The following is a 6,217-nucleotide window of genomic DNA, read 5'->3' as shown; positions in this document are numbered from 1 at the left end:
AGCGTGAGGGAAACGCCCGGTTACATTCCGAACCCGGAAGCTAAGCCTTACAGCGCCGATGGTACTGCAGGGGGGACCCTGTGGGAGAGTAGGACGCCGCCGAACAATATTTGGAGGACCTCTGGTCCCAGCGACTCGCTGGGACCAGAGGTCCTTTTTTGTTTTCCGAAGCGCGCTGGGTACCCGGCTGCGCGAGAATGACTTGCGGTACCGATGACAGGAGTCACCCATGTCCACCAACTCTCCCGACGAGCGACCGGAGCGCGACCAGCGAAGCCGGGACAGTGGTGACCGGGGCGGGTACCGAGGGGGCCCGCGCCGCGACAACGACCGTGGCGGGAACGGCCGGCGTGACGACCGTCGCGATGACAACCGTGGCAGCAGCAGTGGCGGCGGCGACCGTGGTGGCTTCCGTCGGGACGACAACCGCGGTGGCAGCAGCAGCGGCAGTGACCGTGGTGGCTTCCGTCGCGATGACAACCGTGGTGGCGGCAGTGGCGGCGGATACCGCGGACGCGACGACCGCGACCGCGGCGCTCGTCCGCCGTTCCGGCGTGATGACCGTCCCAGTGGGCCGAGCCGTGACGACCGTGACCGCGGTGGGTTCCGTCGGGACGACCGCAGGGATGACCGGCCGGCGTTCCGCCGTGACGACGAGCGGGGCGGCCCGCGTCGCGACGACAACCGCAGCGGCAGTGGTGGCGGCGACCGTAGTGGCTTCCGCCGCGACGACCGTGGCAGCAGTGGGGGCGGTTTCCGTCGGGACGACAGCCGCGGTGGTAGCAGCAGTGGCAGCAGTGACCGTGGTGGCTTCCGCCGTGATGACAGCCGCGGTGGCAGCAGCGACCGTGGCGGTTTCCGTCGCGATGACAATCGTGGTGGCCCCCGGCGTGATGGTGACCGTCCGCCCTTCCGGCGTGACGACCGTCGTGATGACAACCGTGGCGGCAGCAGTGGCGGTGACCGCGGCAGCTTCCGTCGGGATGACAACCGCGGTGGCGGTGGCGACCGTGGTGGGTTCCGGCGCGATGGCGATCGTCCGGCGTTCCGCCGTGACGACGACCGTGGAGGCCGTCCGCCGTTCCGGCGTGATGACCGTCCCAGTGGACCGAGCCGTGACGACCGCGACCGCGGTGGGTTCCGTCGGGACGACCGCAGGGATGACCGTCCGGCGTTCCGCCGTGACGACGAGCGGGGCGCCCCGCGCCGCGACGACAACCGCAGCGGCAGTGGCGGTGGCGATCGTGGTGGCTTCCGGCGTGACGACCGTCGCGAGGACAACCGTGGCGGTGGCAGCGGTGGCGGCGACCGTGGCGGTTTCCGGCGTGACGACCGCAGGGATGACCGTCGCGACGGCGACCGTACCCGTTACGTCCGTCGTGATGATCGCCGTGATGACAACCGCGGCGGCAGCAGTGGCGGTGGCGACCGTGGTGGCTTCCGTCGGGACGACAACCGCGCAGGTGGCGGTGGCGGGTTCCGTGGGCGGGACGACCGTGGGGCGCGTGGCGGCGACGACCGTCGTGGCGGACCGCGTCGCGATGACAGCCGTGGCCGTCCCGGTAGCGGTGGCGGCGGGTTCCGTGGGCGCGACGACCGTGGTGGACGGGGCGGCGACGACCGTCGTGGCGGCGGGCGCTTCCGCGACGAGCGGGACCGCGACCGCGAGCCGATCAAGCGGCTGCCGATCCCGGACGACGTCACGGGCGAGGAGATCGACAAGGACGTACGGCAGGAACTGCAGAGCCTGCCCAAGGGGCTTGCCGAGGACGTCTCCCGCAACCTGGTGATGGTGGCCAGGCTCATCGACGAGGACCCCGAGGGTGCGTACGGCTACTCCAGGGTCGCGCTGCGGCTGGCGTCGCGTGTCGCCGCCGTACGGGAGGCGGCCGGCTTCGCCGCGTACGCGAGCCAGAAGTACAGCGAGGCGCTCGCCGAGTTCCGGGCCGCGCGGCGCATGACCGGCAACGTGGACCTGTGGCCCGTCATGGCGGACTGCGAGCGCGGTCTCGGGCGGCCCGAGAAGGCGCTCGACATGGCCGGCGCCCCCGAGGTGCAGAAGCTCGACAAGGCCGGCCAGGTCGAGATGCGGCTCGTGGCAGCCGGTGCGCGGCGGGACATGGACCAGCTCGACGCGGCCATCGTCACTCTGCAGAGCCCCGAGCTCGCCTCCAACTCCGTACAGCCGTGGACCGCGCGACTGCGGTACGCGTACGCCGACGCGCTGCTCGCGGCCGGGCGTGAGGGCGAGGCGCGTGAGTGGTTCGCCAAGGCCGTCGAGTCCGACAAGGACGGCAGCACGGACGCCTCGGACCGACTCGCCGAGCTGGACGGTGTGGAGTTCGTCGACGCCCTCGTCGAGGACGACAGCGAGAGCGACACCGATAGCGACGGCGATGTCGAGGTCGTGAACTCCGAGGTCCCGGAAGCGAAGTCAGCGCCGGAGGCGGAGCCGACCGACGACAGCGTCGACGGCGACGAGGACGACCTCAAGGGCTGACAGCCCCGCAGGAGTCGTACGAGCACGAGTGCGCGCACGAGTAACGGACACATACGAGTCCATGGGCGGGATCCCTTCGGGGGGCCCGCCCATTCGTGTTTTCAGGGGGCCAGGGTGCGCAGCACCAGGCCCGACGCCGGCTTCGGGCCGAAGGACGTCGACTTGCGGGGCATCGTGACGCCCTGGCTCGCCAGGTCGCGTACGACCTCTTCGTGGACCGGGTGCATCAGGACGGCCGTGCCGCCGTCGCGCTCCGCCTTGGCGACCGTGGCGGCGGTGTCGTGGATGTAGGCGATGTGCTCCGGGACGTCGGGTATCTGCCAGACATGGTCGAGGAGCGTGGCGTGCAGGACCGTCGCGTCGAGGGTGCGCCAGGTCTCGGGGCGGTCCGCCGGGATCGTACGGGCGAGCAGGTCCGGGGACGGGCGGTCGACGAGGTGGAACGTGCCGTCACCCGCAAGGAGGTAGGCGTTTCCCTCGGCGGCCGCTACGGAGAGGGACTCCAGGGCACGGGAGAGAGGGCCGTCTACGTGGCGTACGCGGAAGTCGTCGCCGAGGGCCGCCAGGGCGTCGGTCACCGGGAGGCGGTGCAGGAGGCGGTGGATCGCGCGGACGCGGAGCGGGTAGCGGGCGGTGTCGACGAGGAGTACCAGGCCGAAGTCCCAGGGGCTGGGGGAGGGATGCTCCGCGCGTAGACGCAAGTACGTCGCCCAGCGGTGGTGGCCGTCGGCGATGAGGGCCTGGCGGTTGGCGAGGTCTGTCCGGATCTCGGCCAGGTGCGCGGGGTCGGTCACGGCCCACAGGCGGTGGCTGAAGCCGTCCTCCGTGGTTGTGGACAGCAGGGGAGGGCGCTCGGCGGCGCCCTCCACGACGGCGGTCGTGCCGGAGGCGGCCCCGTTGCCGCGGTAGGTCAGCAGCAGGGGTTCGAGGTTCGCGGAGGTGGCGCGCATCAGGGCCGCGCGGTCCGCGACGACGTGCGGCATGACGTCCTCGTGCGGCAGGACCACGCCGTCCGACGCCTCCGACAGGCGCAGGGCGCCGATGATGCCCCGTTGCAGCATGCCGTCGCCGTGGCGTTGCTCGTAGACGTACAGGCCCGGCACGGAGTCCGTGGTCAGGACGCCCTCGGAAAGCCAGCGGTGCAGGGTGTCCGCGGCCTGCTCGTTGCGGACGCTGGGTGTGGTCGCCTGGGGGAGGATCAGCCGGACGATGTTGTGCGGGTCCGCCGATTCGAGGTGGTGGAGACCGTCGGGCCGTACGACCACGTCGTAGGGCGGGGACGTGACGGCGGAGAGGCTGCCGACCCGGTCGGGGTCGTAGCGCAGGCCCCGGAACGGGGTGAGGTCTAGGCCCATGCCGGCCGGTACGTCCACGGGACCTGCAGTGTTCATTGAGGCATCGTAAGTGTGTCAGTGCCATGCGGGATGATCGGGGGAAAGGGATCGAACGAGGAGCGATGCGTAATGAGCCAGACCGTGAGGACGCGCCCCGAGGGCAGTGACCGGGCCCTGAGCGAGGCGTACGACACGGCACTGCTCGACCTGGACGGGGTGGTGTACGCGGGCGGGAACGCGATCGCGTACGCGGTCGACTCGCTCGGCACGGCCCGCGCGGGCGGCATGCGTCTCGCATACGTGACGAACAACGCGCTGCGGACGCCCGACACCGTCGCCGCGCACCTCACGGAGCTGGGGATACCGACGGAGGAGTCGGACGTCATCACCTCGGCGCAGGCGGTGGCCCGGCTGATCAGCGAGCAGGTGCCCCAGGGGGCGCGCGTGCTGGTGATCGGCGGGGAGGGGCTGCGGGTCGCGCTGCGCGAGCGCGGGCTCGAACCGGTCGAGTCGGCCGAGGACGAACCGGTGGCCGTCGTGCAGGGGTACGGCGGGCCCGATCTGCCCTGGGGCCGCTTCGCGGAGGCCTGCTACGCCATCGCGCGCGGGGTGCCGTGGTTCGCGTCCAACACCGATCTGACGATCCCCAGCGCGCGCGGGATCGCTCCGGGCAACGGCGCGGCCGTGGAGGTCGTACGGATCGCGACCGGCGCCGAGCCACAGGTGGCGGGCAAGCCGTTGCCGCCGATGCACCGCGAGACGATCCTGCGGACCGGGGCCGAGCGGCCGCTGGTGGTGGGGGACCGGCTCGACACGGACATCGAGGGTGCGTTCAACGGCGAGGTGGACTCGCTGCTGGTGCTGACCGGTGTGACCGACGGGGCGCAGCTCATCGCCGCTCCGCCGCAGCACCGGCCGACGTACGTCGACGCCGACCTGCGAGGCATGTTGACCGGGCAGCCGGAGGTCGTCGAGGCGGGCGACGGGTTCCGCTGCGGAGGCTGGACGGCGACGGCAGGCGCCGAGCGGCTGGAACTGGAGGGTGCGGGCGAGGCGATGGACGGGCTGCGGGCGCTGTGTGCCGCCGCCTGGACGGCCGCGGGGGATGGAGCGTGCGAGCTGGACGGGGGGAAGGCGCTGGCGCGGCTGGGGCTCTGAGCGCGGGCCCGGCGGCTTTCGGGGGCTCTTCGGCGGGGCCTTCGGCAGGCTCTTCGGAGGGCTTTGGAGCGCGGCCTCGGAAGGGATGGTTGCGCAGGTCACCGCGTATGGGGATCGTGGTGCACGGCGAGGGTAGGCTAACCTAACCGGGTGTTGGTCGACAGTCCCCCTGAACCGAGCGCGGAGACCGCCCCCGCGCCCCCAACCCGCCGGGCGATACGGGCCGCTGGGCTCTTCGTGTCCCTCGCCGTGCTGGTGCTCGTCGCCCTGGCGAGCATCGCGATCGGCGCAAAAGAGCTGTCGCTGGAGCAGGTCTGGCACGGCTTGTTCGAGGACTCGGGAACGTACGGCGACGTCGTGGTGAGCGAGCGGCTGTCGCGTACGGTCCTCGGGCTGCTCGTCGGTGCCGCGCTGGGGCTCTCCGGGGCCGTCCTCCAGGCGCTCACCCGCAACCCGCTCGCCGATCCGGGGCTGCTCGGTATCAACGCCGGTGCGTCCGCCGCGGTCGTCACGGCCATCACCTTCTTCGGCGTCACCTCGCTGAGCGGTTATGTGTGGTTCGCCTTCGCGGGCGCGGCCGTCGTCGGGGCGCTCGTGTACTTCCTCGGCGGCAGCCGGGGTGCCACGCCGGTGCGGCTCGCGCTCGCCGGCACCGCGATCAGCGCCGCGCTCTACGGCTATCTGCAGGCCGTGATGATCACGGACGAGGCCGCGCTCGGCAAGATGCGCTTCTGGACCGTCGGTTCGCTGGCCTCGGCGACGAACTCGACCATCGAGCAGGTGCTGCCGTTCCTCGTGGTCGGCACGGTTCTCGCGCTGGCGCTCGCCCGGCCGCTGAACGCCATGGCCATGGGCGACGACACCGCCCGTGCGCTCGGTGCGCATCTGAACCGCACCCGCGGGCTGTCCATGGCCGCCGCGACCGTGCTCTGCGGGGCAGCGACCGCCGCCTGCGGGCCGATCGTCTTCGTCGGGCTGATGGTTCCGCACGTCGTACGGTCCTTCACCGGGCCCGACCTGCGCTGGATCCTGCCGTACGCCACTGTGCTGTCGCCGGTGCTGCTGCTGGGCGCCGATGTGATCGGCCGGATGGTCGCCCGGCCCGCGGAGCTCCAGGTCGGCATCGTCACCGCGATCCTCGGCGGACCGGTCTTCATCTTTCTCGTACGACGGCGGAGGACGGCGCAGCTGTGAAGCCCCCACGCAATCAGGCAGAACACGAGCA

At 71.7% G+C, this 6,217-nt stretch carries 5 protein-coding genes and 1 rRNA gene; 5 read left to right on the top strand and 1 reads right to left on the bottom strand.

Going from position 1 to position 6,217, the window contains the following annotated elements; genetic code table 11:
* From rrf to ACIBEI_RS39380, 3 genes are all read left to right on the top strand, one after another.
* Positions 1–105, top strand: a 5S ribosomal RNA gene (gene rrf, locus ACIBEI_RS39390); the annotation flags it as partial.
* A 269-nt stretch (positions 106–374) separates the two neighbouring features.
* Complete coding sequence (locus ACIBEI_RS39385; protein WP_398895432.1) at positions 375–1,790, top strand: hypothetical protein; 1,416 nt, start codon at positions 375–377, stop codon at positions 1,788–1,790.
* On the top strand, positions 1,682–2,500 hold the full coding sequence (locus ACIBEI_RS39380; protein ID WP_398895430.1) for a hypothetical protein: 819 nt from the start codon (positions 1,682–1,684) through the stop codon (positions 2,498–2,500). Before ACIBEI_RS39385 ends, ACIBEI_RS39380 begins: the two co-directional genes overlap by 109 nt.
* Before the next feature lie 101 nt (positions 2,501–2,601).
* Here the strand turns inward: ACIBEI_RS39380 and ACIBEI_RS39375 are convergent, their stop codons facing one another.
* Entirely contained in the window at positions 2,602–3,891 is a 1,290-nt protein-coding gene (locus ACIBEI_RS39375) for a DUF1015 family protein (protein ID WP_398895418.1), read from the bottom strand.
* 72 nt (positions 3,892–3,963) lie between these two features.
* On the opposite strand from ACIBEI_RS39375, the gene ACIBEI_RS39370 reads away from it, so the two are divergent.
* Positions 3,964–4,992: an HAD hydrolase-like protein gene (locus ACIBEI_RS39370; protein ID WP_398895416.1), complete on the top strand. Its 1,029-nt coding sequence runs from the start codon at positions 3,964–3,966 to the stop codon at positions 4,990–4,992.
* Positions 4,993–5,142: 150 nt separating this feature from the next.
* Positions 5,143–6,186, top strand: a complete 1,044-nt coding sequence (locus ACIBEI_RS39365; RefSeq protein ID WP_398895414.1) for a FecCD family ABC transporter permease — start codon at positions 5,143–5,145, stop codon at positions 6,184–6,186.
* The last annotated feature ends 31 nt before the right edge of the window (positions 6,187–6,217 follow it).

The sequence above is a fragment of the Streptomyces sp. NPDC050988 genome, assembly GCF_044456225.1.
GTDB lineage: Bacteria > Actinomycetota > Actinomycetes > Streptomycetales > Streptomycetaceae > Streptomyces.
This window is presented reverse-complemented; position numbering and strand designations above follow the sequence as displayed.

Coding starts and splice junctions, on each gene's coding strand:
- ACIBEI_RS39370 (WP_398895416.1), top strand. CDS start 3,964: ATGAGCCAGACCGTGAGGACGCGCCCCGAGGGCAGTGACCGGGCCCTG.
- ACIBEI_RS39375 (WP_398895418.1), bottom strand. CDS start 3,891: ATGAACACTGCAGGTCCCGTGGACGTACCGGCCGGCATGGGCCTAGAC.